The sequence below is a fragment of the Pseudomonas sp. LBUM1644 genome (genome assembly GCF_059716195.1).
The window spans coordinates 5,199,221-5,224,821 of sequence record NZ_CP166812.1; the positions used below are offsets into that span (position 1 = coordinate 5,199,221).

General features: G+C 58.3%; 26 protein-coding genes and 1 pseudogene. 20 read left to right on the top strand and 7 right to left on the bottom strand.

Annotated elements, in window-relative coordinates:
* Positions 1–417 precede the first annotated feature (417 nt).
* The 5 genes from ACA052_RS23775 (at position 418) to ACA052_RS23795 (ending at position 3,470) form a co-directional block, all read left to right on the top strand.
* A complete protein-coding gene (locus ACA052_RS23775; protein WP_497647063.1) occupies positions 418–1,410 on the top strand; it encodes an RnfABCDGE type electron transport complex subunit D in 993 nt (330 codons plus the stop codon).
* The gene (locus ACA052_RS23780) at positions 1,407–2,018 is read left to right on the top strand and encodes an RnfABCDGE type electron transport complex subunit G (RefSeq protein ID WP_497647064.1); all 612 of its coding nucleotides are present in this window, start codon (positions 1,407–1,409) and stop codon (positions 2,016–2,018) included. Before ACA052_RS23775 ends, ACA052_RS23780 begins: the two co-directional genes overlap by 4 nt.
* Complete coding sequence (locus ACA052_RS23785) at positions 2,011–2,520, top strand: Rnf-Nqr domain containing protein (protein WP_497647065.1); 510 nt, start codon at positions 2,011–2,013, stop codon at positions 2,518–2,520. The genes ACA052_RS23780 and ACA052_RS23785 overlap by 8 nt, the downstream gene beginning before the upstream one ends.
* Positions 2,521–2,545: 25 nt before the next feature.
* Positions 2,546–3,184 (top strand): endonuclease III, encoded by a 639-nt coding sequence (gene nth / locus ACA052_RS23790; protein WP_497647066.1) that lies wholly within the window; start codon positions 2,546–2,548, stop codon positions 3,182–3,184.
* A gap of 106 nt (positions 3,185–3,290) precedes the next feature.
* Positions 3,291–3,470, top strand: a complete 180-nt coding sequence (locus ACA052_RS23795; RefSeq protein ID WP_059182237.1) for a PA3496 family putative envelope integrity protein — start codon at positions 3,291–3,293, stop codon at positions 3,468–3,470.
* A gap of 56 nt (positions 3,471–3,526) precedes the next feature.
* On the opposite strand, the gene ACA052_RS23800 is transcribed toward ACA052_RS23795, so the two are convergent.
* On the bottom strand, positions 3,527–4,153 hold the full coding sequence (locus ACA052_RS23800) for a response regulator (protein ID WP_497647067.1): 627 nt from the start codon (positions 4,151–4,153) through the stop codon (positions 3,527–3,529).
* 384 nt (positions 4,154–4,537) lie between these two features.
* Between ACA052_RS23800 and ACA052_RS23805 the strand changes: the two are divergent.
* Positions 4,538–4,798 (top strand): annotated as a pseudogene (locus ACA052_RS23805) (hypothetical protein); the annotation flags it as partial.
* 229 nt (positions 4,799–5,027) lie between these two features.
* Here ACA052_RS23805 and ACA052_RS23810 read toward each other — a convergent pair.
* Together ACA052_RS23810 and ACA052_RS23815 are read right to left on the bottom strand one after the other, a co-directional pair.
* A complete protein-coding gene (locus tag ACA052_RS23810; RefSeq protein ID WP_059406294.1) occupies positions 5,028–6,245 on the bottom strand; it encodes an argininosuccinate synthase in 1,218 nt (405 codons plus the stop codon).
* Positions 6,246–6,374: 129 nt separating this feature from the next.
* Positions 6,375–7,283, bottom strand: coding sequence for a flagellar protein MotY (locus tag ACA052_RS23815; RefSeq protein ID WP_497647068.1), 909 nt, complete (start codon positions 7,281–7,283; stop codon positions 6,375–6,377).
* A 159-nt stretch (positions 7,284–7,442) separates the two neighbouring features.
* Between ACA052_RS23815 and pyrC the strand changes: the two genes are divergently transcribed.
* Positions 7,443–8,489, top strand: a complete 1,047-nt coding sequence (gene pyrC, locus ACA052_RS23820) for a dihydroorotase (RefSeq protein WP_497647069.1) — start codon at positions 7,443–7,445, stop codon at positions 8,487–8,489.
* Entirely contained in the window at positions 8,486–9,163 is a 678-nt protein-coding gene (gene rnt, locus ACA052_RS23825) for a ribonuclease T (RefSeq protein WP_497647070.1), read from the top strand. Before pyrC ends, rnt begins: the two co-directional genes overlap by 4 nt.
* Positions 9,164–9,265: 102 nt before the next feature.
* Here rnt and ACA052_RS23830 read toward each other — a convergent pair whose 3' ends face one another.
* The gene (locus ACA052_RS23830; RefSeq protein ID WP_497647071.1) at positions 9,266–9,868 is read right to left on the bottom strand and encodes a peroxiredoxin; all 603 of its coding nucleotides are present in this window, start codon (positions 9,866–9,868) and stop codon (positions 9,266–9,268) included.
* A gap of 291 nt (positions 9,869–10,159) precedes the next feature.
* Here ACA052_RS23830 and ACA052_RS23835 point away from each other — a divergent pair, with 291 nt between their 5' ends.
* The 6 genes from ACA052_RS23835 (at position 10,160) to ACA052_RS23860 (ending at position 13,937) form a co-directional block, all read left to right on the top strand.
* Positions 10,160–10,378 (top strand): bacterioferritin-associated ferredoxin, encoded by a 219-nt coding sequence (locus ACA052_RS23835; RefSeq protein ID WP_462028482.1) that lies wholly within the window; start codon positions 10,160–10,162, stop codon positions 10,376–10,378.
* Between the two features lie 198 nt (positions 10,379–10,576).
* Positions 10,577–11,050: a bacterioferritin gene (gene bfr / locus ACA052_RS23840; protein WP_017340571.1), complete on the top strand. Its 474-nt coding sequence runs from the start codon at positions 10,577–10,579 to the stop codon at positions 11,048–11,050.
* 182 nt (positions 11,051–11,232) lie between these two features.
* Positions 11,233–12,135: a chemotaxis protein CheV gene (locus ACA052_RS23845; protein ID WP_157714527.1), complete on the top strand. Its 903-nt coding sequence runs from the start codon at positions 11,233–11,235 to the stop codon at positions 12,133–12,135.
* 27 nt (positions 12,136–12,162) lie between these two features.
* Positions 12,163–12,621, top strand: a complete 459-nt coding sequence (locus tag ACA052_RS23850; RefSeq protein ID WP_497647072.1) for a GNAT family N-acetyltransferase — start codon at positions 12,163–12,165, stop codon at positions 12,619–12,621.
* Between the two features lie 157 nt (positions 12,622–12,778).
* Positions 12,779–13,105 (top strand): hypothetical protein, encoded by a 327-nt coding sequence (locus tag ACA052_RS23855; protein ID WP_497647073.1) that lies wholly within the window; start codon positions 12,779–12,781, stop codon positions 13,103–13,105.
* A gap of 82 nt (positions 13,106–13,187) precedes the next feature.
* Positions 13,188–13,937 carry a YkgJ family cysteine cluster protein gene (locus tag ACA052_RS23860; protein WP_497647074.1) on the top strand — a complete coding sequence of 250 codons (750 nt, stop codon included), beginning with the start codon at positions 13,188–13,190 and terminating at the stop codon, positions 13,935–13,937.
* A gap of 157 nt (positions 13,938–14,094) precedes the next feature.
* Here ACA052_RS23860 and ACA052_RS23865 read toward each other — a convergent pair whose 3' ends face one another.
* Positions 14,095–14,352 (bottom strand): hypothetical protein, encoded by a 258-nt coding sequence (locus ACA052_RS23865; protein ID WP_497647075.1) that lies wholly within the window; start codon positions 14,350–14,352, stop codon positions 14,095–14,097.
* Between the two features lie 302 nt (positions 14,353–14,654).
* Between ACA052_RS23865 and ACA052_RS23870 the strand changes: the two genes are divergently transcribed.
* The 6 genes from ACA052_RS23870 to ACA052_RS23895 all read left to right on the top strand — a co-directional run bounded on the left by ACA052_RS23870 (position 14,655) and on the right by ACA052_RS23895 (position 23,208).
* Positions 14,655–15,815: an efflux RND transporter periplasmic adaptor subunit gene (locus tag ACA052_RS23870; RefSeq protein WP_497647076.1), complete on the top strand. Its 1,161-nt coding sequence runs from the start codon at positions 14,655–14,657 to the stop codon at positions 15,813–15,815.
* On the top strand, positions 15,812–18,913 hold the full coding sequence (locus ACA052_RS23875) for a multidrug efflux RND transporter permease subunit (protein WP_497647077.1): 3,102 nt from the start codon (positions 15,812–15,814) through the stop codon (positions 18,911–18,913). Before ACA052_RS23870 ends, ACA052_RS23875 begins: the two co-directional genes overlap by 4 nt.
* Before the next feature lie 9 nt (positions 18,914–18,922).
* Positions 18,923–19,600 carry a heavy metal response regulator transcription factor gene (locus ACA052_RS23880; protein ID WP_007916978.1) on the top strand — a complete coding sequence of 226 codons (678 nt, stop codon included), beginning with the start codon at positions 18,923–18,925 and terminating at the stop codon, positions 19,598–19,600.
* Positions 19,590–20,954, top strand: a complete 1,365-nt coding sequence (locus ACA052_RS23885; protein ID WP_497647078.1) for a heavy metal sensor histidine kinase — start codon at positions 19,590–19,592, stop codon at positions 20,952–20,954. The genes ACA052_RS23880 and ACA052_RS23885 overlap by 11 nt, the downstream gene beginning before the upstream one ends.
* 279 nt (positions 20,955–21,233) lie before the next feature.
* Positions 21,234–21,458 (top strand): hypothetical protein, encoded by a 225-nt coding sequence (locus ACA052_RS23890; protein ID WP_497647079.1) that lies wholly within the window; start codon positions 21,234–21,236, stop codon positions 21,456–21,458.
* 247 nt (positions 21,459–21,705) lie between these two features.
* Complete coding sequence (locus ACA052_RS23895) at positions 21,706–23,208, top strand: sensor domain-containing diguanylate cyclase (RefSeq protein ID WP_497647080.1); 1,503 nt, start codon at positions 21,706–21,708, stop codon at positions 23,206–23,208.
* A 146-nt stretch (positions 23,209–23,354) separates the two neighbouring features.
* On the opposite strand, the gene lpxC is transcribed toward ACA052_RS23895, so the two are convergent.
* Together lpxC and ftsZ are read right to left on the bottom strand one after the other, a co-directional pair.
* Positions 23,355–24,266: a UDP-3-O-acyl-N-acetylglucosamine deacetylase gene (gene lpxC / locus ACA052_RS23900; RefSeq protein ID WP_095130494.1), complete on the bottom strand. Its 912-nt coding sequence runs from the start codon at positions 24,264–24,266 to the stop codon at positions 23,355–23,357.
* A gap of 112 nt (positions 24,267–24,378) precedes the next feature.
* Positions 24,379–25,572: a cell division protein FtsZ gene (gene ftsZ, locus ACA052_RS23905; RefSeq protein WP_025215393.1), complete on the bottom strand. Its 1,194-nt coding sequence runs from the start codon at positions 25,570–25,572 to the stop codon at positions 24,379–24,381.
* Positions 25,573–25,601: the final 29 nt, after the last annotated feature.

The following is a 25,601-nucleotide window of genomic DNA, read 5'->3' on the forward strand; positions in this document are numbered from 1 at the left end:
ACGTCGTGCCTCTCGACCCTGTGCGGGCCGCTCTTGAACGGGTACGCGCCCAGAAGGCCGCCACTGCCGATGCGGCCTTAAAAAAAGCCAAGGTCGACCTGGCCATGAGCCGGGCGCAACTGAACAAGTCGCTCAAGGCTTTCGGGCATCCGCCGACGTTCGAGCAGCAAGCGCAGTTGATTGTCCTGCAACAGCAATTCGAGGTCGCCGAGCAAGCGTTGGCACAGCTGGAAAGCAGTGCTGCGCCGACCCCGGCACCCGCTGCTCCGGCGAAAAATGCGCAGCTGAATCGGGCCAAGATCCAGTTGGCCATGCGCCGCGCCGAACTCAAAAAAGCCCAGGCGAACGCAGCTGCGCAGGAACAGATCGAAGCGCTGGAACTCGCCGTGAAGGAAGCCGAGCGTCAGGTGGACACTTATGCCACCCCTTGAGTCGGTCGACGAACGCCTTCAGCAGGCCATGAAGCTGGTGCTGCTGGCCACCGTGCCGGGAGCGCTGGTGTTGTTCTGGTTGTATGGCTGGGGTGTATTGATCAACCTGATTCTGGCGTGCGTGACCGCATTGGCTGCCGAAGCCGCCGTGTTGCAGTTGCGCAAGCGACAGCTCCAACCCACCCTGAGCGACGGCAGCGCTCTGGTCAGTGCGACGTTATTGGCACTGGCGTTGCCACCTTATTGCCCATGGTGGCTGACGGTCAGCGCCGCGGTCTTCGCGATAGTGTTTGGCAAGCAGCTGTATGGCGGTGTCGGCAAGAATCCGTTCAATCCGGCCATGCTCGGTTTCGCCTTGGCGCTCGTAACGTTTCCTCAACAAATGACCCATTGGCCGTCCTCCCATGGCATGGACCTGCTCGGTGGGTTGCAGCAGGTGTTCGGTTTCAGCCTCAGCCAGACCCCGGATGCCTGGGTCCAGGCCACGGCGCTGGACAGTCTGCGGATCAACAAAAGCCTGACCATGGACGAACTCTTCGCCGGCAACCCGGCGTTCGGCCACGTTGGTGGGCGCGGCGTGGAATGGGTCAACCTGGCGTTTCTGGCGGGCGGCGCGTTTCTGTTGCAACAGCGCATTTTCACGTGGCATGCGCCGGTCGGCATGCTGGCCAGCCTGTTTGTCATCAGCCTGCTGTGCTGGAACGGGTCCGGCTCCGACTCCCACGGCTCGCCGCTGTTTCATCTGCTGACCGGCGCGAGCATGCTCGGTGCCTTCTTCATCATCACGGAGCCTGTGTCCGGCGCCAAAAGCCCCGGCGCCCGACTGCTGTTCGGCGCGGGTGTCGGGCTGCTGACGTATTTGATTCGCACGTGGGGCGGCTACCCGGACGGCGTGGCCTTTGCGGTGCTGCTGATGAACTTGTGTGTACCGGCGCTGGAGCGCTTTGTCGCGTCCAGACTGGAGCGGGGTGCGCCATGAATCGAACATCGAGCGCTGTGACATTGGTGTTGTTGGCCACCGTGGGGATTGGCGTGACTTACCTCGTGCAACGCGCCGTTGCACCGCGCGTTGCAGCCGAACAACGCCTGATCGACAGCCGTAACCTGCTGGACGTGTTGCCCCCGGACAGCTACGACAATCAACCGCTGGATCAACCGCTCACCCTCGACAGCAGCACGTTGGCCAACAGCACCCTGCTGGCCGGCTATCGCGCGACCAAGGCCGGCCAACCTTATGCAGTGTTGCTGCGCAGCCAGACCTTGGGGTATGCAGGTGCCATCGACTTGCTGATCGCCATCGACGTCAACGGCAGGCTGCTGGGCGTCAAAACCCTCAAGCAGTCGGAAACGACCGGTCTGGGCGCTAAAATCGCCGATTGGCCCAATAGCTGGCTCCAGGTTTTCTCCGGCAAATCGCGAACCGAACCTGCCGACAGTGGCTGGGCGCTGAAAAAGGATCAGGGTCAATTTGATCAGATCGCGGGCGCCACGATCACTTCAAGAGCGGTGATCAACGCCGTCCATGACGCATTGCGCTACTTCGATGAACACCGGCAATCGGTGATCGAGGGCAGTTCCCATGAATAAGTTATCGCCGTTGCAGCACTCGCTGATGCTGGCGCCGCTGGTCGGCGCCACCGACTCATGGATTACCGCGCTGAGCCTGTGGCTGATGTTCGTCGTGGTGATCAATGCCTTCGGCTTGACCATGGGCACCTTGCGAGCCCGTCTGACCCCGGCAACGCACTTGCTGGCGGGCGTGCTACTGGCGGCCACCCTGACCAGCTGCGCAGAACTTGCCGCGCAGACCTGGTCACTGCCAGTGCACCAACATCTGGGGTTCTACGCCGGTTTGATCGCCTTGCAATGCGTCGTGCTGGAACACAGCGGTTTTTTCCAGAGCCCATGGCGTGATCGCCTGCGCTTGTGTGCTGTGTTCGGCGCGCTGATGGCGAGCATGAGTCTGCTGCGTGAACTCCTGGGCAGCGGTGGCTTTCACTTGGCTACTCTGGTCCCCGGCGGATTCATTTTGCTGGGCCTGCTGATAGCAGGCTGGCAGGCCTGTAGTCGCCCGACACCCTCACATTGATTGCCTTCGAGGAAACGCTTCGCCCATGAATGCCGCAAAACGTTTGGAAATTTTCCGCAGGTTTCACGAAGACAACCCGGAACCGAAGACCGAACTGGCCTACTCCTCGCCCTTTGAATTGCTGATTGCCGTGATTCTTTCGGCGCAGTCGACCGACGTCGGCGTCAACAAGGCCACCGCCAAACTCTATCCGGTGGCCAATACTCCGGCGGCGATTCATGCGCTGGGTGTCGCGGGGCTGTCGGAGTACATCAAGACCATCGGCCTGTTCAACAGCAAAGCGAAAAACGTGATCGAGACCTGTCGCTTGCTGGTAGAGCGTCATGGCGGCGAAGTGCCGCAGTCCCGCGAAGAACTGGAAGCGCTACCCGGTGTAGGCCGCAAGACCGCCAACGTGGTGCTCAATACCGCCTTCCGCCAGCTGACCATGGCTGTGGACACGCATATTTTCCGGGTCAGCAACCGCACCGGCATTGCTCCGGGCAAGAATGTGGTCGAGGTCGAGAAAAAACTGATGAAATTTGTGCCCAAGGAATACCTGCTCGATTCCCATCACTGGTTGATCCTGCACGGGCGCTATGTCTGCCTGGCCCGAAAGCCTCGTTGTGGCAGTTGCCGCATCGAAGACTTGTGCGAGTACAAGCAAAAGACCTCGGACGATTGAGGCACTATTAAGTTTACTGATACATCGATTGAAAAAATCTTTTTTACCCGCAGGAAGATTGTCGCTATAAGGGGCGCCAAAGGCAGTCTAAGCCTGGAGTTAACCTATGAGCACTGGCAAAGAGCAATTGGACGTAGAGGACGACTTCACCCCCGTGGAGGCCGAGGACGCTGAACCGGTGGTGGAAGTGGCGAAGACCAACCTGAGCAAACGCCGTACCATCGACAATCTGCTGGAGGAGCGCCGACTGCAAAAGCAATTGGCCGATTACGATTTTGACCTATGACACCTAAAAGCCTCCCGAAACGGAGGCTTTTTACTAAGTGCCGAATGCTCGCGCAATCACACCAGGCCATTGCGCTGAGCCAGTTCGATGAGGTCGACCAGGGAACGTGCATTGAGTTTCAATAACAGGCGAGTCTTGTAAGTACTGACGGTTTTATTGCTCAGGAACATCCCGTCGGCAATCTCCTTGTTTGTCTTGCCTCGCGCCAATTGCTGCAAGACCATCATTTCCCGTCCTGACAGACGATCCACCATATCGGATTCACTGGCATTCCCCAGGCTGGAGCGCACGGTATGCAAAGCCTGGTTCGGAAAATAACTGTAGCCTGACAATACTGCTTTAATTGCGCTGAGCAATTCAGTGAGATCCTGCTGTTTGCAAACATATCCCGCGGCCCCCGATTGCATACAACGCATTGAAAAATGCCCGGGAGCCTGGGAAGTCAATATCAGTACTTTCATGGGCAACGCGACCGACGTCAGGCGCGCGATGACTTCCAGTCCATCCAGTTTCGGAATTCCAATATCCAGAATGACAATATCCGGCATATGTTCACGCGCAAGTTGCAATGCATCCACGCCATTATCTGTTTCTGCAATGACTTCGTAGCCATGACGTTCCATTAGCATACGTACCGCAAGACGAATGACGGGGTGATCATCCACGATCAGCACTTTATTCATGGGCTAGTCCAATTTCGCTGTTCGAATTTTTAGAGCCCGCACAATAGCCTAGTCGTTTCACCCCTGGCATGCCGGCCCACCCAGCCATCCACAGCGAGAGACATTCCCTACAAATAATGCAGATTATTCCTACAAATCCCCCTTGAAAAAGCCATACCAGAAACACTTTCAGACTGACGGCATTTCTCTATGCACGGCTTTTTTGTATCGAGTTACGACCATAAATCCAAACTAACAAAGCAAGAAACAAAAAATCGCCAACACTTCTGCCATAACAATAGAGCTATAACGAACCCCTCACGACAAATCTACTATATTGACAATGATACAAAACAATCACCCATCAACCCTTCGAGAACAGACGAACTTAAATGAGCATATACAATGAAAAAACTCAAACATCAAACCACTACCCCCCTGACTATCATTGCAATATTTGCAACACTGTCTGAAACTTCGGCAGCTCTATCGCTGCCCTTCCTCGACAACAAAGACAGGGAGATCTACATCTGGTTTCTAATCGGATTTCCTTTTTATTTACTCTTACTCTTTTTCGCCACACTCAACTTCAACTATAAATCGCTTTACGCCCCCTCGGATTTTCAAAAGGGCAAGCATTTCATAAAAATCATGGATAGCACTGAGCGCTTGGACGATGACGTCGCACTGGAAGATAAACTGAAGGACAGCGAGCCGAAAAATTCAAAACATCCACGCAAACGCAACAATCATTAGCGTTTTATGGATTGGCGGGAGAGATAAACGGACACGTGAAGAACTGAATCGCAAGAGCAGGTAACATCACTTTTTTCAAATGTGTGGCCGCGTCGACGACGGGGCCACACATTCAATTCGTTCTACGGTCTCAAAGGCTTCAGAACAGCTTCCGGCCTTTGTTCGCCGCGATACGCATGCGCAAGGCGTTGAGCTTGATAAAGCCCGCCGCGTCAGCCTGGTTGTAGGCGCCGCCATCTTCTTCGAAGGTTGCGATGTTGGCGTCGAACAACGATTCGTCGGACTTACGGCCAGTGACGATCACGTTGCCCTTGTACAGCTTCAGGCGTACAACGCCGTTCACGTGCGCCTGGGATGCATCGATCATCTGTTGCAGCATCAGACGCTCAGGGCTCCACCAGTAACCGGTGTAGATCAGGCTGGCGTATTTCGGCATCAGCTCGTCTTTGAGGTGAGCGACTTCGCGGTCCAGGGTGATCGATTCGATCGCACGGTGAGCGCGCAGCATGATGGTGCCGCCCGGGGTTTCATAGCAGCCACGGGACTTCATGCCCACGTAACGGTTCTCGACGATGTCGAGACGGCCAATACCGTGTTCACCACCGATACGGTTCAGGGTCGCCAGCACGGTGGCCGGGGACATTTCGACGCCGTCCAATGCGACGATGTCGCCGTTACGGTAGGTCAGTTCCAGGTATTGCGCTTTGTCAGGAGCCTTCTCCGGGGAGACGGTCCATTTCCACATGTCTTCTTCGTGCTCGGTCCAGGTGTCTTCCAGCACGCCGCCTTCATAGGAGATGTGCAGCAGGTTGGCGTCCATCGAGTACGGGGATTTTTTCTTGCCGTGACGCTCGATCGGGATGTTGTGCTTTTCTGCGTAATCCATCAGCTTTTCACGGGACAGCAGGTCCCATTCGCGCCACGGAGCGATCACTTTCACACCTGGTTTCAAGGCGTACGCGCCGAGTTCGAAACGAACCTGGTCGTTGCCTTTGCCGGTGGCGCCGTGAGAAATGGCGTCAGCGCCGGTTTCGTTGGCGATTTCGATCAGGCGCTTGGCGATCAACGGACGAGCGATGGAAGTACCGAGCAGGTACTCGCCTTCATAAACGGTGTTGGCGCGGAACATCGGGAAAACGAAATCGCGCACGAATTCTTCGCGCAAGTCGTCGATGTAGATCTCTTTGACGCCCATGGCCTGAGCCTTGGCGCGTGCAGGTTCGACCTCTTCGCCCTGACCCAGGTCAGCGGTGAAGGTCACGACTTCACAGTTATAAGTATCCTGCAGCCACTTGAGGATCACCGAAGTGTCCAGGCCGCCGGAATACGCCAGAACGACCTTGTTTACGTCCGCCATGCCATCACTCCACGGGGTTCTACGGAAAGCCGTCGAGTCTACCGGGCATGCAGAATAATTTACAGAGGCGCGACAGCTTATGACGACGAAGCGACAGAATCTGTCGAACGCGCGACGATGACCAACAAGTCAGGAAGTTGCCGAACTGCTGCCCGGCGTCGTGACCTGAGGTGCAACCTTGTCGGTCGGCGCCACCCGCTCCAGGCGCACGGCGACCCGGCGATTCTTCGCGCGGTTGGTGGCATTGGTGTTCGGCGCCACAGGGTAGCGCTCGCCGTGGAAGCGCATGGTGATCTGCGATTCCTGAACGCCATTGGCCTTGAAAAAGTCCATCACCGCCAACGCTCGGCGGCGTGACAACTCGCGGTTGGTCAGGCGATTGCCGCTATTGTCGGAGTGACCATCAAGCTCGATGTGATTGACCGTCGGATCCGCCTTCATGAATTCCAGCATGACCTGCAGCTGCGACTTGGCTTGCGGATCCAGTTCGATGCCCTCGCCCGGAAAACCGATCTCGGACTGTTTGACCTGTTCAAAATTTTTCGGCAGCAGTTTCGCCACGCAACTCTGGTAATCATTGAAGGCTTTACTGAACTTGACGGGCAACAGGCGTACTTCGGACACCCGACCATCGCCCGAGGAATGCCGGATGACCGGACTGCGCCCGTCCATCAAGCCACTGATCAAGCGCCCGGCCTGAACTTGCGAGCTGTTGAACAGTACATTGCCGCTGCCGATTCGCACGGACCCCAGGTTGATGTCGCCGCGCCCTGGCTGCCACGGCGCGGCGGCCGCCAGCAAGGTCGCCGAACCACCGCCGATCATCGCGTTGTAGGTCTTCAGACGGAACGTCGCCTGCTCGCCGGCGCGACGCACGAACTCCCCCGAACCGAAATCGGTGATCGGCTGAGCCAGGCGGCATTCGAACTGGTCACCTTCGACCGTCCACTCGATGCTCTCCAGACGGGTCTGGAAAGTGAGCGCCATCGCAGGAAGGCTGGCAAACACACTGAGCAAGGCTAAATAACGCTGGCGCACGGGAGGCTCCACTGGCTTCTACGACAAAAAGACCGACACACACTTGTTTACGGCGTACCTGTTGGATATCGGAAGCTTCCTGCAAAACTTGATAGCGAGTGCCTGCAAGAGTCTTTTCCGGTAGCATTCCCCTCAGTTTGACCCGCCTGGAATCCCCTCATGTCCGACCGCCTGACCCTGCTGCGTCCCGACGACTGGCATATTCATCTTCGCGATGGTGCCGTGTTGCCCAATACCGTCGCGGATGTCGCGCGCACCTTTGGTCGCGCGATCATCATGCCTAACCTCGTACCTCCGGTGCGCAATGCGGCTGAAGCCGACGGCTATCGCCAGCGGATTCTCGCTGCACGCCCGGCCGGCAGTCGCTTCGAACCGCTGATGGTGCTTTACCTGACCGACCGCACCCAGCCTGAAGAAATTCGCGAGGCCAAGGCCAGCGGTTTCGTTCACGCCGCCAAGTTGTACCCGGCCGGCGCGACCACCAATTCGGATTCTGGCGTCACCAGCATCGACAAGATCTTCCCGGCGATCGAGGCCATGGCCGAAGTCGGGATGCCGTTGTTGATTCACGGTGAAGTCACCCGTGGCGATGTCGACGTGTTCGACCGCGAAAAAATCTTCATCGATGAACACATGCGTCGTGTGGTCGAGCGTTTTCCGACCCTCAAAGTGGTGTTTGAACACATCACCACCGCCGATGCCGTGCAGTTCGTCAACGCCGCCCCGGCCAACGTCGGCGCGACCATCACCGCTCATCACTTGCTGTACAACCGCAACCACATGCTGGTCGGCGGTATTCGGCCCCACTTCTATTGCCTGCCGATTCTCAAGCGCAATACGCACCAGGAAGCCCTGCTCGACGCCGCCACCAGCGGCAGCGAGAAATTCTTCCTGGGTACCGACTCGGCGCCTCACGCGCAGCACGCCAAGGAAGCCGCTTGCGGTTGCGCCGGTTGCTACACCGCTTATGCGGCGATCGAGATGTATGCCGAGGCCTTCGAACAACGTAACGCGCTGGACAAGCTCGAAGCCTTCGCCAGCCTCAACGGCCCGCGCTTCTATGGCCTGCCGGTGAACACCGATCGCATTACCCTGGTCCGCGAAGAATGGACCGCCCCCACCAGCCTGCCATTTGGCGAGCTGACCGTTATCCCGCTGCGCGCCGGTGAAAAACTGCGCTGGCGCCTGCTGGAGGAACACGCGTGAGTGAAGACCATTACGACGACGAACAGGACGGTCAAGGCGGTGGAGGTGGTTCACGCCACCCGATGGCCGCTCGCTTCCGTGGGTACCTGCCAGTCGTTGTCGACGTTGAAACCGGTGGTTTCAACTCTGCCACTGACGCCTTGCTGGAAATTGCCGCAACCACCATCGGCATGGACGAAAAAGGGTTTGTGTACCCCGACCACACCTACTTCTTCCGTGTAGAACCCTTTGAGGGCGCGAACATCGAAGCGGCCGCGCTGGAATTCACCGGGATCAAGCTCGATCACCCGCTGCGCATGGCGGTCAGTGAAGAAGCGGCGCTGACCGATATCTTCCGCGGCATTCGCAAGGCCTTGAAAGCCAACGGCTGCAAGCGGGCGATTCTGGTCGGGCACAACAGCAGCTTCGACCTGGGCTTTCTCAATGCGGCCGTCGCGCGCCTGGACATGAAGCGCAACCCGTTTCATCCATTCTCCAGCTTCGATACCGCAACACTGGCGGGCCTGGCGTACGGCCAAACCGTACTGGCCAAGGCTTGCCAGGCAGCCGATATCGATTTCGACGGTCGTGAAGCCCACTCGGCTCGCTACGACACCGAGAAGACGGCCGAACTGTTCTGCGGCATCGTCAATCGCTGGAAACAAATGGGTGGCTGGGAAGATTTCAACGACTGATTTTGTCTATGTAGGAGCGAGCTTGCTCCTACAGGGATTGCAGTTTCCGCCCATAAAAAAACCGGCCTCAGCGGCCGGTTTTTTTTATGCCTGACGCGTGGCTTACAGCTTGCCAGCGTTCTCGGTCAGGTAAGCCGCGACGCCTTCGGTCGAAGCGGTCATGCCTTTGTCGCCTTTTTTCCAGTTGGCAGGGCAAACTTCGCCGTGCTCTTCGTGGAATTGCAGCGCGTCGACCAGACGGATCAGCTCTTCCATGTTACGGCCCAGCGGCAGGTCGTTGATGATCTGCGAGCGAACAACGCCTTTGTCGTCGATCAGGAACGCGCCACGGAAAGCCACGCCGCCTTCGGACTCAACGTCGTAGGCCTTGGCGATTTCGTGTTTCATGTCGGCAGCCATGGTGTATTGAACCTGGCCGATGCCACCATTGTTCACCGGGGTGTTGCGCCATGCGTTGTGGGTGAAGTGCGAGTCGATCGAAACCGCGACCACTTCAACATTGCGTGCCTTGAAGTCAGCCATGCGGTGGTCCAGAGCGATCAGCTCGGACGGGCAAACGAAGGTGAAGTCCAGTGGGTAGAAGAACACCAGGCCGTATTTGCCTTTGATGGCCGAGGACAGGGTGTAGCTGTCTACGATCTCGCCATTGCCGAGTACGGCCGGGACGGTGAAGTCAGGGGCTTGTTTGCCTACGAGTACGCTCATTGGATATCTCCTGGTGTAAAGACGTGAAGAACCGGGTTCGCACCAGCCTGCCACCCTGAGGCGACAGCCCTGTGACACGAACCCGTTTCGCAAAGACCGGCCATCATACACTGCGTGTTTGACCTGTCCAAAAAAGCGTCCGTTACATTTCAGCGAGGATCACTCGTACGAAAACCGTTCGTCAGTCACACGGCTTTATGCCGCAATGGCCTTAGAAACCACTTTGACAATCATTCTCGTTAACATTAAGATCCATCGCAATTGAGTCACAACCAGCGACGGTTTTCAGTTATGTATGTTTGCCTCTGCACTGGCGTTACCGACGGTCAAATCCGCGATGCAATCTATGAAGGTTGCTGCAGCTACAAAGAAGTCCGTCAGGCCACCGGCGTTGCGAGTCAATGCGGCAAATGTGCCTGCCTTGCCAAGGAAGTGGTTCGCGAAACCCTGACGAAATTGCAATCGGCCCAGGCTTCTATACCTTTTCCAGTTGAATTTACAGCCGCCTAATTACCGTATTTTAAAGAACCGGACACTTGTCCGGTTTTTTTATGCCTGAAAATCAATTGCTTAGGCGCTAGACGCGGAACACAAACATTCTTATTCCGATTAATTTTCACTTAAGTTTCAATAACTTAGGTTTGACACTCCTAATTACGCGGCTCAAACTCTGCGCTATAGACAGCTAATACAGGGCAGGACCCCATCATGAAAGGCGACATTACAGTCATCCAGCATCTCAACAAGATCCTTGCCAATGAGCTGGTCGCGATCAATCAATATTTCCTGCATGCGCGCATGTACGAAGATTGGGGCCTGAACAAGCTCGGCAAGCACGAGTACCACGAATCCATCGACGAGATGAAACACGCGGACAAGCTGATCAAGCGCATCCTGTTCCTTGAAGGCCTGCCGAATGTCCAGGATCTGGGCAAGCTGCAGATCGGCGAACACACCCAGGAAATGCTCGAATGCGACCTGCGCATCGAGCGTACCGGCCACGCCGATCTCAAAGTTGCCATCGCGCATTGCGAAACCGTGGGCGACTTCGGTAGCCGCGAACTGCTTGAAGACATTCTTGAGTCTGAAGAAGAACATATCGACTGGCTGGAAACCCAACTGGGCCTGATCGATAAAGTCGGTCTTGAGAATTATCTGCAATCGCAGATGGGCGAAGAGTAAGTTAACGCCTGCTAGACGCGAGACTATAAAAAGCCCCGCTCTCTTTTAATGAGACGGGGCTTTTTAGTCTCTACTGCAGGGGGAATATTCCTAAAGCCTGCCCCCATCAAGTCGATAACCCGGCATCGAGAGCTGTTGGCGATCCCCTGATCGCCCGCCACCTTTTTCCACAGAAGGTTTTTATGTCTTCCAACAAAGCCCGCGCAGACTCACTTTCGCTTCTGCTGTTTACCTTGCGCAGCGGCAAGCTCATGGCGATCAACCTGCTGAAAGTCAGTGAAATCATCCCCTGCCCGCCACTGACCAGACTCCCCGAGTCACACCCCCACGTCAAAGGTATCGCCACCCTGCGCGGTGCCTCTTTGTCGGTGATCGACCTGAGCCGCGCCATCGGCGAACGACCGTTGGAAGACCCGAACGGTGGCTGCCTGATCGTCACCGACGTCAGCCGCTCCAAACAAGGCCTGCACGTTCAAGCGGTGAGCAAGATCGTCCATTGCCTGACCACCGACATCCGCCCGCCGCCCTTCGGTTCTGGCGGTGTGCGCTCCTATATCACCGGCGTGACGTCCGTCGACGGCACATTGGTGCAGGTGCTGGACATCGAAAAAGTGATCCACGGCATCGCCCCGGCACAGATTGAAATGGCCCCGACCGAACTCAGCATGGAAGACGCCGAAGTCCTGGGCAATGCGCGAATACTGGTGGTCGATGACAGCCAGGTCGCGTTGCAACAATCGGTTCACACCCTGCGCAACCTCGGCCTGCAATGCCACACCGCCCGCAGCGCCAAGGAAGCCATCGATTGCCTGCTGGACCTGCAAGGCACGGCGCAGCAGATCAACCTGATCGTGTCGGACATCGAAATGTCCGAGATGGACGGCTATGCCTTCACCCGCACCCTGCGTGAGACTCCCGACTTTTCGCATCTGTATGTGTTGCTCCACACCTCGCTGGACAGCGCGATGAACAGCGAAAAGGCGCGTCTTGCCGGTGCGAATGCGGTGCTGACGAAGTTCTCTTCGCCAGAACTGACCAAGTGCCTGATCGAAGCGGCCAAGGCCGTCGCCGAACAAGGTCATTGAGTGTTGGCCGAAGCATTTTGCTTTTTGATGCGGCGCAACCTTGCCGAGGCTGTTCCAGCCATCCAGTGGCCCAACGGCATCGAATTGATCGAATACCGTCCCGACCTCGCCGACGCGGTTCATCAGCTGATGCTACTGGGTTATCAGGAAGGTGGCGGCCGCGTGCCGGCACTCAATGTCTGGCAGCAGCGCTTTGAATCCGATCCCGAATACGATCCTGGCCTGTGCTTTATTGCACTGGATGCCGATGGCGTCGTCGGGGTTGCTCAATGCTGGACCAGCGCCTACATCAAGAATCTGGTGGTGCATGCGCGGGCTCAGAGGCAAGGCCTTGGACGCGCATTGCTGCTGCATACGTTCAACGTGTTCAAACAGCGCCGTGAAGGTTTTGTGGATTTGAAGGTGCTGGAAGATAACCTTCGGGCACAGCGGCTGTATGAAAGTGCCGGGATGTATGTAGTTCGCCGGGAACCGGTTCCCTCCTGATACCGCTAAAAGATCGCAGCCTTCGGCAGCTCCTACATTTGGAATGCGTTCCCTTGTAGGCGCTGCCGAAGGCTGCGATCTTGGCGATGTCGGCTAACCCAGATCCCTTGAGGCATACTGCAACTTTGGCTACCACCAGCCCAAGGATGCCTGCCCCGTGAAAACCTTAACCCTGACCTTCCTCTGCCTCACCGCCCTCGCCACCCAGGCTCACGCTTCCAGCCCTGACGCATGGGCCGCCTTCGATAAAGCCGTGCTCGCCAGTTGCACCAAGGCCAGTGGCCTGAAGAACGCCAAACCGGTCGGCAACGCCGCGCAGTTCGATGACCGGGTCGGCTACACCGCCCTGCTGCTCCAGGGCCAATACCCGCAAAAGCACATGAAAGGCCAGCAAGGCTCCGAACTGTGCCTTTACAACAAGAAAAGCAAAACCGCGTACGTCACCGAATGGGACTCCATCCGCCCGACGGCTAACGCCCAATGAGTGGCGTATAACTTGCTTCAATACCGGTCTTTGTGGCGGCATTCTGTCGCTGTGTATGCCCTCGGATGCGACTGACCGCTCGATGAATACGACGTTTTCCTGCGTAGGGTGTGGCAAATGCTGCAATGACCACCACGTGCCCCTGACACTGTCCGAAGCCCGCCTATGGGCGAACGATGGTGGCCAGGTCATTGTGTTGGTGGAAGGATTCCTCGACAACGGCCTGGGCCTGCCCCTGCAGCAACGCGAACACGCCGAACGCCGATCGGTGGTGGTCCGAAGCGGCGGAGCCGAAGCCTGCGTGGCGATCACCTTTGCCGCCTACAACGTCGGCCCCTGCCGCAATCTTGACGAAGACAAGCTCTGCCGCATTTACGAACGCCGGCCGCTGGTGTGTCGCATCTACCCGATGGAAATCAATCCGCACATTCCCCTGAATAAGGCAGTGAAGGAATGTCCGCCCGAGTCGTGGGAAAAAGGGCCGCAACTGATTGTCGGTGGTGAGTTGGTGGATCAGGCACTTGCCGATTTGATCCAGCGCTCCCGCCAGGCCGATCGCGATGATATCCAGGCAAAGGATGCGATTTGCGCGCTGCTAGGGATTCGGACTACAGCGCTGAAGGGCGATGGATTCACCGCTTATCTGCCGGACATGACGGCGTTTGCCGCAGTGATCGACCAAGTTGCCGAGCAGCCGATGGCGATGTTGGCCAGTGAGTGGTTGTTTCATGTGTCGGGTGATGATATCGCCGGGCAAGTAGGGGCAGCCGGCGCGCGAGTGGCGACTGATGTACCACTGAACTATGCGTTTATTTCGTTACGGGCGGCTTGATTCAAAGTCTGCGCAATCTTTACTGGCCCCTTTTGCGAGCAAGCCCGCTCCCACAGTAGATCTTCATTGTGCACACAATCTGTGTTCACTGAAGATTCCACTGTGGGAGCGGGCTTGCTCGCGAAGGCGATAGTTTGAGCACCGCAGGCATTGGAACTCAGCGCTTACCCATCGACCGGCGAGTACCCGGCGGCGCGGCACCCGGGGTTTTGGTGTGGCCATTCTTGGCGCCGTTCTTGTACCACGGCTGGCCGGCGTTCTTGGCGGCGGCCAGGTCACCCGGTTTGAACGGGAACTTGAACGCCGGGATCGCGGTTGAGGTTTCGCTGTCTGCGCTGGAGTCGACGCTGTCTGGCAGGTCTGCCTGGTCGTCGCTCAAGGCGTCGGCAACCGGCGGTTGTGTCGGGGAAGTCATGAAAGCTCCGGGTGATGCAATAGAGTCGGGCCCGGTCAGCGAGCCGCGAAAGGCGGCAGTATACCTCCCCGCGATCCTGTAGGAGCGAGCATGCTCGCGAAAAACGTCCAGGCACCGCGTACATTCAGGCAGCCAGCGTTTTCGTCAACGTCCATCGCTGGCGAGCCAGCTCCTTCAAGGGACGGACCCAAACTGACAGCGCCGTCAGTTAGCAGTCACCTTGCTGACCGTCGAACAGGTTTATAAAGGAAGGTATAAACCTGCCCCCACTCCCGACCCACCAGCCCCGGCGCCCCACTCGCATGCGAATTCAGAAAAAACCCGTCCTGCTCGCAGCCCTTCTGATTGTTCTGGCAGCGCTGGGCCTGTGGTACGCCACCAAACCCGCCAGCACAAAACTCGCGACCTCCAACGCCATTCCCGTGCGGGTGGTCAGCGTCACCGAAAAAGACGTGCCCCGTTACGTCAGCGGCATCGGTTCCGTGTTGTCACTGCACAGCGTCGTGGTCCGCCCGCAGATCGACGGCATCCTCACCAAAATCCTGGTCAAGGAAGGCCAACTAGTGAACAAAGGCGACCTGCTGGCCACCATCGACGACCGCTCGATCCGCGCCAGCCTCGACCAGACCCGGGCTCAATTGGGCGAAAGCCAGGCGCAACTGCAAGTGGCGCTGGTCAATCTCAAGCGCTACAAGTTGTTGAGCGTTGACGACGGCGTTTCCAAGCAGACCTACGATCAGCAACAAGCCTTGGTCAACCAACTGAAAGCCACCGCCCAAGGCAACCAGGCTTCGATCGACGCGGCTCAGGTGCAACTCTCCTACACGCAGATTCGCTCGCCGGTTACCGGTCGTGTCGGCATTCGCACGGTGGACGAAGGCAACTTCCTGCGCATGACTGACGCCCAAGGGCTGTTCACCGTGACCCAGATCGACCCGATTGCCGTGGAGTTTTCCCTGCCACAGCAAATGCTGCCGACCCTGCAAGGCTTGATCAGCGATCCGGAGCACGCGCAGGTCAAGGCTTACATCGGCGCCGACACCGATGGCGAAACCGGTAACCTGCTGGGCGAAGGCCACCTGACATTGATCGACAACCAGATCAACGCCAACACCGGGACCATCCGCGCCAAGGCTGAATTCAGCAACGCCGGGCAGAAACTCTGGCCGGGGCTGCTGGTGACGGTAAAGATTCAGACGGCGCTGGAGAAAGATGCGCTGGTGGTGCCGCCGACCGTCGTACAACGTGGCCTCGATCAACATTTCGTGTATCGGGTCAACGGCGACAAAGTCGAAACCGTCCAGGTGCAGATGGTCTATCAAGGCAGCGGCCAGGACATCATCAAAGGCGTCAAACCGGGTGACGTGCTGGTCAGCGACGGCCAATCGCGGCTCAAACCCGGCTCGACCGTGCAGGTGCTGACCGAACCGCCGCAAGTGGTGCAAACGGAGCCGAAACCATGAAGGGCCATGGCTCGGTTTCCGCGTGGTGCATCGATCATCCGGTGGCCACGATCCTGCTGACGTTTGCCTTGGTATTGCTCGGCGTCATCGCCTTCCCGCGCCTGCCGATTGCGCCGCTGCCGGAAGCCGAGTTCCCGACCATCCAGGTGGCCGCGCAACTGCCCGGCGCCAGCCCGGAAACCATGGCTTCGTCGGTGGCCACGCCCCTTGAAGTGCAATTCAGCGCTATCCCCGGCGTCACCCAGATGACCTCGAGCAGCGCCCTCGGCTCGACCAACCTGACCCTGCAATTCACCCTCGACAAAAGCATCGATACCGCCGCGCAGGAAGTGCAGGCCGCGATTAACACCGCCGCCGGCAAATTGCCCAAGGACATGCCGACCCTGCCGACATGGCGCAAGGTCAACCCGGCCGACAGCCCGGTGCTGATCCTGAGCATCAACTCGACGCAGATGCCCGGCACCGAACTCAGCGATCTGGTCGAAACCCTGCTGTCCCGTCAGATCAGTCAGATCGACGGCGTAGGCCAAATCAACATCACCGGCCAGCAACGCCCGGCGATCCGCGTTCAAGCCTCGGCAGACAAACTCGCGGCCATCGGTCTGACGCTGGCGGACATTCGCCTGGCGATCCAGCAGACCAGCCTTAACCTGGCGAAAGGTGCGCTGTATGGCGAGTCGAGTATCTCGACGCTGTCGACCAACGACCAGTTGTTTCATCCCGAGGAGTACAGCCAACTTATCGTTTCCTACAAGGACGGTGCGCCGGTTCACCTGAAGGATGTCGCCAAAGTCGTCAACGGTTCGGAAGATGCCTACGTGCAAGCCTGGGCCGGCGACAAGCCCGGGGTAAACCTGGTGATTTCCCGACAACCAGGGGCCAACATCGTCGAAACCGTGGATCGCATTCAGGCCGCCCTCCCCGGCCTCGAAGCCATGCTGCCGGCGTCAGTGCAGGTCAAAGTGCTGGTCGACCGCACGCAGACCATCCGCGCTTCGTTGCATGAAGTGGAAATCACCCTGCTGATCGCGATTATGCTGGTAGTGGCAGTGATGGCGCTGTTCCTGCGCCAATGGTCGGCAACGATGATCGTATCGGCGGTGCTGGGCGTTTCGCTGACTGCCAGTTTTGCCCTGATGTACATCATGGGCTTCAGCCTGAACAACCTGACGCTGGTGGCGATCGTGGTGGCCGTGGGGTTTGTGGTCGACGACGCGATCGTGGTGGTGGAGAACATTCACCGACACCTTGAAGCCGGTGACGGCATGCGTGAGGCGGCGATCAAGGGCGCGGGCGAGATTGGTTTTACCGTGGTCTCGATCAGTTTCTCGCTGGTGGCAGCGTTCATTCCGCTGCTGTTCATGGGCGGCGTGGTCGGGCGGTTGTTCAAGGAGTTCGCCCTGACCGCCACGTCCACGATCATGATTTCGGTGGTGGTCTCGCTGACCTTGGCGCCGACGCTGGCGGCACTGTTCATGCGTGCGCCGGTGCACCACGCCCACAGCAAACCGACGTTCGGCGAACGCTTGCTGGCAGGGTATGAAAAACTGCTGCGCCGCGCCCTCGCCCATCAGAAATTGATGATCGGAGTGTTTACTCTGTCCCTCGGCCTGGCCATCGCCGGGTACATCTTCATTCCGAAGGGTTTCTTCCCTGTGCAGGACACTGGTTTTGTCCTTGGCACTACCGAAGCCGCCGCCGACATTTCCTACGGCGACATGGTGAAAAAACACTTGGCGATGGCAGAAATTGTCGCCGCAGATCCGGCGGTCGAGGCGTTTTCCCACTCGGTCGGTGTCTCGGGCAGTAACCAGACCATCGCCAACGGTCGCTTCTGGATCTCCCTGAAAAAACGCGGTGACCGCGACGTCTCGGCCAGCCAGTTCATTGACCGCATCCGTCCGCAACTGATGAAAGTCCCGGGCATCGTGCTGTACTTGCGCGCCGGCCAGGACATCAACCTCAGCTCCGGCCCGAGCCGCGCACAGTATCAATACGTGCTCAAGAGCAACGATGGCCCGACCCTCAGCACCTGGACCCAGCGCCTCACGGAAAAACTGCGCAGCAACCCGGCGTTCCGCGACATTTCCAACGACCTGCAACTGGGTGGCAGCATCACCCACATCAGCATCGACCGCAGCGCCGCCGCGCGTTTCGGCCTGACCGCCAGTGACGTCGACGAAGCGCTGTACGACGCCTTCGGCCAGCGGCAGATCAACGAATTCCAGACCCAGATCAACCAGTACAACGTGATTCTGGAACTCGACACCAAGCAACGCGGCAAGGCCGAAAGCCTCAACTATTTCTACCTGCGCTCGCCGTTGAGCGGGGAAATGGTGCCACTGTCGGCGCTGGCGAAATTCGATGCGCCAACGGTGGGCCCACTGTCCATCGCCCATGACGGCATGTTCCCGGCCGCCAACCTGTCATTCAACCTGGCGCCCGGTGTGGCACTCGGTGATGCCGTGATCATGCTCAACCAGGCCAAGGCCGACATCGGCATGCCGGCGGCCATGAGCGGCAATTTCCAGGGTGCGGCCCAGGCGTTCCAGAGCTCGCTGGCCAGCCAGCCGTGGCTGATCCTGGCGGCACTGGTGGCGGTGTACATCATTCTCGGTGTGCTTTATGAAAGCTTCGTCCACCCGCTGACCATCATTTCGACATTGCCTTCGGCAGGCCTCGGCGCGGTGATCATGCTGTGGATTTGCGGGCAGGACTTTTCGATCATGGCCCTGATCGGGCTGGTGTTGCTGATCGGGATCGTGAAGAAAAACGGCATCCTGATGATCGACTTCGCCCTCGAAGCCCAACGCAAGGGTGGCTTGCCGCCGGAAGAGGCGATCTACCAGGCCTGTATCACACGGTTCCGGCCGATCATCATGACCACCCTCGCCGCCCTGCTCGGCGCCTTGCCGCTGATGCTCGGCTACGGCACCGGCGCCGAACTGCGCCAACCCTTGGGGATCGCGGTGGTCGGCGGCTTGCTGGTGAGCCAGGCGCTGACGCTGTTTACCACGCCGGTCATATACTTGTGGCTTGAACGGCTTTTCCATCGGCCACAACCAGCCCCGATTCCGGCGCTGGCGATCACAGACTGAGGCGGGGTCATGCGCGTTCTGATTATCGAAGACGAAGAAAAAACCGCGGATTATTTGCACCGCGGCCTGACGGAACAGGGGTACACCGTGGACCTGGCGCGGGACGGCGTCGAAGGCCTGCACCTGGCGCTGGAAAGCGACTACGCGGTGATCGTCCTCGACGTCATGCTGCCGGGCCTCGACGGCTTCGGCGTACTGCGTGCCTTGCGTGCGCGCAAACAAACCCCGGTGATCATGCTGACCGCCCGCGAACGGGTCGAAGACCGGATCAAAGGCCTGCGCGATGGCGCCGACGATTACCTGGGCAAACCGTTCTCGTTTCTTGAACTGGTGGCGCGCCTGCAAGCGCTGACCCGGCGCAGTGGCGGCCATGAACCCGTGCAAGTGAGCATCGCCGACCTGTGGATAGATTTGATCAGCCGCAAAGCCACCCGCGCCGGCACTCGTCTGGACCTGACCGCCAAAGAGTTCTCGCTACTGAGTGTGCTGGCACGTCGCCAGGGTGAAATCCTCTCGAAAACCGCCATCGCCGAAATGGTCTGGGACATCAATTTCGACAGTGACGCCAACGTCGTTGAAGTCGCGATCAAACGCCTGCGCGCCAAACTCGACGGCCCGTTCGATGAAAAGCTGCTGCACACGATTCGTGGCATGGGTTATGTGCTGGAGAGCCGAGGTGTCCAGTAATTCCATTGCGCTGCGCCTGAGCGGGATGTTCACGCTGGTGGCGTTGCTGGTGTTCCTGTTGATCGGCTGGGCGCTGTATCAACAGGTCGACAAAGGTTTGGGCTTGCTGCCTGAAGCCGAGCTGGACGCGCGTTACAGCGTGCTTGAATCCACTGTCGGTCGTTACGGCACGCCTGAGCATTGGGTGAAGATCAACAACAAGCTCAAGCTGCTCGGTGAAGAAGACAAGCGCATCAGCTTCTGGATCATCAGCGCCGACCCGCACTACGAATACGGCAACCTGACGCCGCAGATTCGCGCCTTTGCCGACGGGCCGCTGGGCATGCGTGACATGCAGCTACCGGACCAGCCTTATCCATTGAAAGTGTTGGTCAGCCAGTTCCCGGCCAAGGATCAACGACCGCCGTTGCGCTTCATGATCGGCATCGACACCGAAACGTTTTTCCAGACTCAGCACCACTTGCTGATCGCATTGATCAGCCTGGCGATTGTCGGCGTGCTGCTGGCATCGGCGTTGGGTTACTGGGTGGCACGGATTGGCCTCAAGCCCCTGATCAAATTGTCCCAGGAAGCCCAGCGCCTGGCACCGCCGTTGCGTTCCGGGCGTTTGCGTTTATCGTCGCTGCCGCCGGAGCTGAACCAGTTCGTCAACTCGTTCAACTCCACGCTGGAGCGGGTCGAACAGGCGTATTCGCGACTGGAGTCGTTCAACGCCGACGTCGCCCATGAACTGCGCTCGCCGTTGACCAATCTGATTGGTCAGACTCAGGTTGCGCTGACGCGCGGGCGTTCGGCAGAACACTATTTTGAAGTGCTGCAATCGAACCTTGAAGAGCTGGAGCGACTGCGTTCGATCATCAACGACATGCTGTTCCTCGCCAGTGCGGACCAGGGCAGCAAGGCCACCAAACTGACGTCCACCTCGCTGGCGCATGAAGTGGCGACGACGTTGGAGTATCTGGATTTCATTCTTGAGGATGCACAGGTCCAGGTGCAGGTCAGTGGCGATGCGCAGGTGCGAATCGAGATCGCCCATTTGCGTCGCGCGTTGATCAACCTGCTGAGCAATGCGGTGCAGCACACCGAGCCCGGGCAGGTGATTCAGGTGCGGATTGAAGCCGCGGAACATCAAGTCAGCATTGGCGTCGCAAACCCCGGTTCGCCGATTGCCAGCGAGCACCTGCCGCGCCTCTTCGAGCGTTTCTACCGGGTCGATGCGTCGCGCAGCAACAGCGGCAACAACCACGGTTTGGGGTTGGCGATCGTCAAGGCGATTGCGCTGATGCATGGCGGGGATGTGTTTGTGCGCAGTGATCATGGGATGAATACGTTCGGCATTCATCTTCCTGTTTGACCCACCCAGTCCCTGTAGCAGCTGGCGAAGCCTGCGTCCGGCTGCGAAGCAGTCGTGAGATCAGACGCTGCGGTCAGTCAGGTAAACCGCGCGCGCCGAATTACGACTGCTTCGCAGCCGGACGCAGGCTTCGCCAGCGGCTACAGGTATGGCGCTGGCCGCTTACTATTGCTTTAACCGCAACAGTCCTTTCATGAATCCGCTCTTTTTCCCTTCTCCAAAGCGCCTTATCTTTGCCCGCACCAAACAGCACTTGCCAAGCAAGAAGGTTTTAACAAGATGTCCAACACTATGGGTATTGCCAGCACTTTCGTTTTGTCCTCTTTGTTCCTCTCCCCGTTCGCCATGGCTGAAGAGTCGCAGACGTTTGTCACGCACAACGCAGCGCGCGCCGCCGCTTACGAAGAGTACCAGAGCGAAATGACGGCCAAGGCCCAGGATGCTGCGCAACCTCCTCAAGCGTCGACTCCCCTGGCTCAGCCACGGGTCGAGAAAGACAGCTGATTGCAACTGACCGCTCGATTTCCCTCGACACTTTTCATCGGCTCTTCCTGCTGGAAAGTTGTCTTCAAAGCCGCTGTTACCAGCGGCTTTTTTTTGTGCTTCAAACACGCTATTCGTTGCAGGTTCTGTAACGATTCGCTGTGCCGTTGACGATGAATACCGGTGATCGTCGACTACCCGCTCAATGTCTTCTAAGCTCTCAATAAGTAAAAGGCCACACCAGAGCCTCTAGCAGACATCAGCCCCTATGACCGAAAGCCGCCCTTCACATGTTTCAGGTACCACCGGGCGACCTGAGCTCATGGTGATTCTCGGCAGTTGCCTGACCGTCATCGCCATTCTCGCCATCGTTGCTTTTTTGTTGATCCGCGAACACGCCAACGCCCAGCAGGTCGCCACCCGCGGCGCGACCACCATCGCGCAGTTGATCGACGCCGACGTGCTGCGCACCGTCGAACTCTATGATTTGACCTTGCAAGGCCTGATCGCAGCCTCGCAACGAGACGACCTGAAACAGGTTTCGCCGCAGATCCGCCATCTGGTGCTGTTTGACCGCTCCACCACGGCGCGCTTCAAGGGTGACATCCTGTTACTGGACAAGCAGGGCGAGGTGTTGGCCGACTCGTCGTTGATCGAGCCCAAATCCGGTAATTTCGCTGATCGCGATTATTTCCGCGCCCATGCCTCCAACCCCGACACCGGCATGTTCATCAGTCAGCCCTTCAAACCCCGCTGCGATTGCGACGATCGTGACGAATGGCGCATCAGCTTCAGCCGCCGCATCTCCTCGGCCACGGGTGAATTCCTGGGTGTCGCCGTGGCGTCGATGCGCCTGAACTACTTCGATCAGTTGTTCAACAGCCTGAACATCGGCACCGGCAGCACGCTGGCCATCATCAACCGCGAGGGCTTCCTGCTGGCCCAAAAGCCCCACCTGGAAAATAACCCGATTGGCAAAAACTTCGCCAGCCGCCCCAATGTCTTGCGCATGCTGCGCGAGGGCAGCGGCAGTTTCGACAGCGTGTCGAGCGTCGATCATCAACAGCGCCTGTATACCTTTTCCAGGGTCGGTAACCTGCCCTTGACGGTGATCGTCGCGCTCTCCGGCGAAGAAGTATTCGCGACCTGGGAACGCACGGCGGTGGTGATCAGCGGCGCTACCGGCGTGCTATGCATCGGCCTGCTCTGGCTGACGTGGTTGCTATGCCGGGAACTGCGCCTGCGTCACAACGCCGAGCAGGAACTGGCGCAACTGGCCGCCACCGATGCCTTGACCGGCGTGGCCAACCGCCGGACGCTGGATCAGACCCTGCGCCACGAGTGGTTTCGCGCCCAACGCTCCGGCAAACCACTGTCGTTGCTGATGATTGATGCCGACCACTTCAAGGCTTTCAACGATCAACATGGCCATCAGGCCGGTGATGATGCGCTGCGCGCGTTGGCCAAGGTGATTTCCGAGAGCGTACGGCGACCGGCGGACCTGGTCGCCCGATACGGGGGGGAAGAGTTTTCGGTGATCCTGGCTGAAACAGACGGCGCGGGCGCGAAGCAGATAGCCGAAAACATCCGCGTAGCGGTGGAGCAATTGCCGTTCGTGGCGGGCGTTGAATCACCGGTTACTGTCAGTATCGGTATCAGCACCTGGACCACGACGACCGACACCAGCCTTGAACAGTTGCTGTTTGCGGCGGATAAGGCGCTGTATCAGGCCAAAGAGAGTGGGCGGAATCGGGTGGTCGCGGGTACCTGAAGATCAAAAGATCGCAGCCTGCGGCAGCTCCTACAGTAGAAATGCATTCCCCTGTAGGAGCTGCCGCAGGCTGCGATCTTTTGATCTTTGGGCATAAAAAAAGGCCACCCGAAGGCAGCCTTTAAAAACTAGAGAGGTTTTTTTACTTACACCGCCGCGACGGGTCGCATGTAAGAGATCGGTGCAGTGCTGGCGTCTTCGAAAGTCACGACTTCCCAAGCATCTGTCTGCTCAATCAACTTGCGCAGCAGCTGGTTGTTCAATGCATGTCCGGACTTGAAGCCCTTGAACTCACCAATCAGGCTATTGCCCAGCAGGTAGAGGTCACCAATTGCATCGAGGATCTTGTGCTTCACGAATTCGTCTTCATAGCGAAGGCCGTCTTCGTTCAGTACACCATCCGCGTCGACCACAATAGCGTTTTCAACGCTGCCGCCGAGTGCGAGGTTGTGCTTGCGCAGGTACTCGATATCACTCATGAAACCAAAGGTACGGGCGCGGCTGACTTCTTTTACGAACGAAGTGCTGGAAAAATCCACGCTTGCACTTTGTGTGCGGTCACGGAAAACCGGGTGATCGAAATCGATCTCGAAGCTCACTTTGAAGCCTTCGAAAGGGACGAAAGTGGCGCGCTTGTCGCCGTCTTCCACTGTCACTTCCCGCAGGATCCGGATGAACTTCTTGGCTGCGTCCTGTTCTTCCAGGCCGGCCGATTGAATCAGGAATACGAAAGGTCCAGCGCTACCATCCATGATCGGAACTTCGGACGCGGAGAGCTCGACGTAGGCGTTATCGATGCCCAGGCCAGCCATGGCCGAGAGCAGGTGCTCCACCGTATCCACTTTGGTGTCACCACTGACCAACGTGGTCGACATCGTGGTTTCACCAACGTTTTCCGCGCGGGCAGGAATCTGCACCACAGGGTCGAGATCGGCACGAACAAACACAATGCCGGTGTCGATAGGTGCAGGCTTGAGGGTCAGGTATACCTTCTCCCCGGAGTGCAGGCCTACACCTGTAGCACGGATAATATTTTTCAGTGTGCGTTGTTTAATCATGGCTTGGGCCGCTTCAGCGCAAATTGCGAACTGGTATCAACAAAGGCTGGCGATGATAGCAGACCAGACCTTTGCTGAACACCAATCACCTTCATAGCCCTGATACATTCCATTAATCGGCCTGACGACGCAGGAAAGCCGGGATGTCCAGGTAGTCCAGATCATCTTGCGGATTCATCTTCGCGGCAGTCGCAGCACCGGCCTGAGCCTGGTTGCGCATGACGGTCGGACGGTCGAGGTCACGGTAGTTCACCGCAGGCGCTTCCTGACGAGCAGACGCTTGTTGCTGCGGCTGGGAGGCCATGGAGGTGTGAACGGTATTGTCGATGACCTTCACAGGCTTCTCGATTTTCGCGCCCAGACCGGTGGCAACCACGGTCACGTGCAGTTCGTCGCGCATGTCCGGATCGATAACGGTACCGACCTTGACCATGGCGTGCTCGGAAGCGAAGGCTTCGATGATGCTACCCACATCGGAGTACTCACCCAGGGACAGGTCAGGACCGGCGGTGATGTTCACCAGGATGCCGCGTGCACCTTGCAGGTTCACGTCTTCCAGCAACGGGTTGCGAATGGCCGCTTCAGTGGCCTCACGTGCACGGTTCGGACCGCTGGCGCAGCCAGTGCCCATCATCGCCATGCCCATTTCGCTCATCACGGTGCGTACGTCGGCAAAGTCGACGTTGATCATGCCCGGACGCTTGATGATGTCGGAGATACCGCGAACGGCACCGGCCAGTACATCGTCTGCCTTGGCGAAAGCCGACAGCAGGCTGGCGTCTTTACCGAGGATGGTCAGCAGCTTCTCGTTGGGAATGGTGATCAACGAGTCGACGCTTTCAGACAGCAGACGAATTCCTTCGTCGGCGATCTGCATACGCTTGCGACCTTCGAACGGGAACGGACGGGTCACCACCGCAACGGTGAGGATCCCCATTTCCTTGGCCACTTCAGCGATGATCGGCGCAGCACCGGTACCGGTGCCACCGCCCATGCCGGTGGTAATGAACACCATGTTGGTGCCCTGCAGGACTTCGGCAATGCGCTCACGATCTTCGAGAGCGGCCTGACGACCTACTTCAGGGTTGGCGCCAGCGCCGAGACCTTTGGTCACGCCGGTGCCCAGTTGCAGGATGGTCCGCGCGCCGATCGATTTCAGCGCCTGGGCATCAGTGTTGGCGCAGATGAATTCGACGCCTTCAATGTTGCTCTTGACCATGTGGTTGACAGCGTTGCCGCCGCCTCCGCCAACACCGATAACTTTAATGACCGGGCTTGCGGGGATGTTGTCTACGAGTTCGAACATTTTCCCTCTCCTTTGATTCTCTAGTTTTT